Origin of the sequence: Geobacillus sp. LYN3, assembly GCF_003064505.1 — a bacterium.
In the GTDB taxonomy this organism is placed as follows: Bacteria; Bacillota; Bacilli; order Bacillales; family Anoxybacillaceae; genus Parageobacillus_B; species Parageobacillus_B toebii.
In genome coordinates this window covers 2,213,338-2,216,985 of record NZ_QCWL01000001.1, presented here as the reverse complement: position 1 = coordinate 2,216,985, position 3,648 = coordinate 2,213,338, and the positions used below count along the sequence as shown (strand labels likewise).

The window sequence follows — 3,648 nt, the reverse complement described above, 5'->3', positions numbered from 1 at the left end:
TCAACCAGCCGAACGCGGCAGCCAATTAGGCTAGCTGCAAGCCCACGGCTTTAGCCGTTGGGTAGTTGACTGTCAATCTTTCCTGGATGAAATATGCGATGGGTTTAATGCGATGTATGGGGAAGAGCGGCTTAAGCTGAATTGCGACTTTAAAGTGCTTGATGACTGGCGACGGGATGCAGACCGGATGACGAGCGGCGTGCAAATGGAGAAGGTGAATATTTTTCTCCGCCGCACACCGTATCAAATTTTATTGAAAGGTGCCGGCAAGCTGTTTGGAGCATTCCAGCAAAACAATGCGATGTTATATAACAAATACAAGCAGTTTGTTGAAAATCAGGATTATTTAGACGTTACCGAATCTATTGTGAACAAGCTGCTTCTGCAATTCGAATTGTTTGAGAAAGCATTGGAACGAGATATTTCGATCTTCTTCCGAAACCCGTTTGACGTATTGAATCAAACTGTAGAAGAAACGAAAAAAGAAATCAATGAAAAAGAAGAAGAGCTGGAGAAAATGAGATCGAATCCGGAAACGTACCGCGATCCGCTAACATTGTTCGAAGTGAAGCTCCGCCAATACGAGTGGATTGCCATTTCCGCAAAAAGAGTTCTTCAAGTATAATGAGATTGAACGAAAAAATCGGTCTATGGGGCCGATTTTTTCGTTGTAAAAATGTTTTTTTAAAAACAGTGAGGTGAGTAATTTTGTTACATATAAGAAACTTAGAAGAAAATGATTTTGAATTTTTATTGGATATGATGTATGAAGCTATTTATATTCCGAAAAATAAGCCACCCAAAGAGGAACTGCTAAATTCACCACATATTAAAAAATATCATGAAGGATGGGGGAGAAAAGGGGATAGAGCTTTAATTGCTTTTCGCGATAATCAGCCGTTGGTGCTGCATGGTATCGCTTATTCAAAGAAAACCAAAAAGGATATGGATATGTTGATGATCATACTCCTGAACTCGGGATAGCTGTTATTGATGCTGAAAGAGGTAAAGGTATAGGCACTCTACTTATGAAAAAGTTATTTGAACAAGCTTTGAAAGATGGCTATACATCCTTATCTTTAAGTGTTGACCCAAATAACATGAAGGCTGTACAACTTTATAAGAAACTCGGATTTAAACAATGTGGTTCATCGGGAACATCTTGGACAATGGTATATAACATTAAATAAAAAAGGTTCAAGAGAAGTTTTTATCGAAATAAAAAAGGGGGGAGGGAATTTATATGAAAAATGATCAAGTAAGAACAGTATATGTAATATCAGGACCCGCTGGGATTGGTAAATCAACGATTTCAAAAGAACTGGCAAATAAATTAAGTCATAGTGCTTATATTTCTGGCGATTACATCAGTCATATGCACATTAATGGGCGGAAAAAACCTTGGGAAAGTAAAGAAGAACTCTCATTAATTTGGGATAATATTTTAAGCCTTGTTAGAAATTTTGTGAAATATGGGAATAATGTCGTGGTGGATTATGTTACCTTTCCTCAAGAAGCAATTTGGCTTTATGAAAATCTAAAGGATTTAAACGTAAGTGTTGTTTATGTAGTTTTATGGGCTGATAATGAAACGTTAATCAAAAGGGACGAAATGAGAAAACCAGAGCATAGAATGGGTGAACGCTGCTTAATTTTAGCTGATGAATTTAATGAATGTGGATTAGATAAAAAATATATTTTCGATACCAGTGAAAAAACTACTGATGATATTGGTAATATCATTTATGAAATTATGAACAATCAAAAGTTTAAAATTAGTTAAACTCCCATGGAAGAACGAATCAACTTCCATCATCTGTGGTGAAGCTCGTTTCATGATTGGTTAGAGGGTGTTTAAACTGATATAGGTGTAGCATTGAATGAAATAATGATTTTATTTGGAAGTTGAGGAAATCTAAACGCCTTTTTCGTTTTCATGTACATGTGAAACTCTTTCAGCCACTCCCTACAAAAATTTCCGATATGATTACACTTAACAGAAAAAGAAAAATAAGAACATTTTTGCTTGATGAATATACATTTCCATTGAAAATAAATAACGATGTAACAAAATGTGAATGCAAAAGTAATATCAGAACGATTGGGACACTCTTCAACCCACATCACATTAAATCAATATAGCCACGTCCTCCCAAGTATGCAGAAAGACGTGGCTAGTAAGTTAGATAACTTATTTGAAGCGCAAATTTTCAGTTTTATGATCAACGTGTGGTAAACGCATCACTTCCACCATTATTTCCATTCAAACGCCCAATTTCCGTTGCGGAAAATTGGTTCGCGCTTGCCGTCTTTCGTGACGCCATCGATGTTTAGTTCGGCAGAGCCAACCATAAAATCTTCATGGATGAGGCTATCGTTGACCCCATGTTTGTCGAGCTCTTCTTTGGACATAGCGGTGCCGTTTTGAATGTTCGTTGGGTATGCTTTTCCGAGCGCTAGGTGACATGCCGCGTTTTCATCGAACAATGTGTTATAGAAAATTAAATTCGATGTGGAAATCGGTGATTGATGTGGAACGAGTGCCACTTCTCCTAACCGGCGCGCTCCTTCGTCCGTGTCCAATAAATGCTTTAATATTTCATATCCTTTTTCTGCAGTGAAGTCAACGACTTTTCCATCTTTAAACGTAAGGGTAAATCCATCTATCAGGTTGCCGTTATAATTGAGCGGTTTGGTATTGCGTACCTTGCCATTGACCCCGTCTTTATGCGGCATCGTAAACACTTCTTCTGTCGGGATGTTCGGGTTGAAACGAACGCCTTTCTCGCTGACGGCTGCACCGCCATGCCATACATGGTTTTCTACAAGTTCGATCGTTAAGTTTGTTCCAGGCGCTTCATAGATGAGTTGTTGATATTGTTTATTGTTTAAGTAATCAACGATTTTGGCGAGTCGGTCGTTATGTTGCTGCCACGCTTGGATAGGGTCGTCCTGGTCGACGCGGGTAATGCGGAATATCGCTTCCCATAGCTTGTCGATCGCTTCTTCTTCACTGAGGTCTGGAAATATTTTTTTCGCCCACGCCGGCGTAGGAACGGAGATCAATGACCAACAGTTTTTATCCGCCATTAAGGCACTGCGATAGTTGCGCAATGCTTGAGATGCGGTTTTATTTGCCGTTGCGATCCGTTTCGGATCAATGTCTTTCAATAAATCCGGGTTTGGCGAATAGATGGATAAAAACGCCGCACCTTCTTCCGCAAGCTGTTCCATTCCTTTCGCACGCCACATTGGATATTCCAAAAACGCTTCATCTGGAGCATACTTGAATTTAATGTATGTAAGATCTTCGTCATTCCATTCGACATAGACATGTTTGGCGCCAACTTCGTATGCTTTTTTCGCGATTTTCCGTACAAGCGGAGCAGCCACAAGCGGCGCGTTTACAAAGAGCGTTTGCCCTTTTTGGACGTTGACGCCGACTTGTACGGCGAGCGCGGCATATTTTTCTAAATTTTGTTCCCAGTCGCTCACTTTTTTCACCCCTTGATTTTCGTATTAGGATTCTATTATATACGAGGAACTCGGAACATTCAAATATTTGGATGAATTGGTCAGCTCTGAGGAGTAAAAATTCTTCGAGATAAATTGAGCTTCTAGCCCCCAAATTTTGATAAATATGCGATA

3 protein-coding genes and 2 pseudogenes are annotated in these 3,648 nt (G+C 39.4%); 4 read left to right on the top strand and 1 reads right to left on the bottom strand.

Annotated features, from left to right (window positions below; genetic code table 11):
* Positions 1-70: 70 nt before the first annotated feature.
* From DCC82_RS11520 to DCC82_RS11510, 4 genes and pseudogenes are all read left to right on the top strand, one after another.
* A pseudogene (locus tag DCC82_RS11520) lies at positions 71-625 on the top strand (GTP-binding protein); the annotation flags it as partial.
* Between the two features lie 83 nt (positions 626-708).
* The gene (locus tag DCC82_RS18245) at positions 709-984 is read left to right on the top strand and encodes a hypothetical protein (RefSeq protein ID WP_233252991.1); all 276 of its coding nucleotides are present in this window, start codon (positions 709-711) and stop codon (positions 982-984) included.
* Positions 960-1,190: pseudogene (locus DCC82_RS18240) on the top strand (GNAT family N-acetyltransferase); the annotation flags it as partial. The gene DCC82_RS18245 and the pseudogene DCC82_RS18240, both read left to right, overlap by 25 nt.
* Before the next feature lie 47 nt (positions 1,191-1,237).
* On the top strand, positions 1,238-1,783 hold the full coding sequence (locus DCC82_RS11510; protein WP_187252179.1) for an AAA family ATPase: 546 nt from the start codon (positions 1,238-1,240) through the stop codon (positions 1,781-1,783).
* Between the two features lie 470 nt (positions 1,784-2,253).
* On the opposite strand, the gene DCC82_RS11500 is transcribed toward DCC82_RS11510, so the two are convergent.
* Positions 2,254-3,495: an aminopeptidase gene (locus tag DCC82_RS11500; protein WP_097354664.1), complete on the bottom strand. Its 1,242-nt coding sequence runs from the start codon at positions 3,493-3,495 to the stop codon at positions 2,254-2,256.
* Positions 3,496-3,648: the final 153 nt, after the last annotated feature.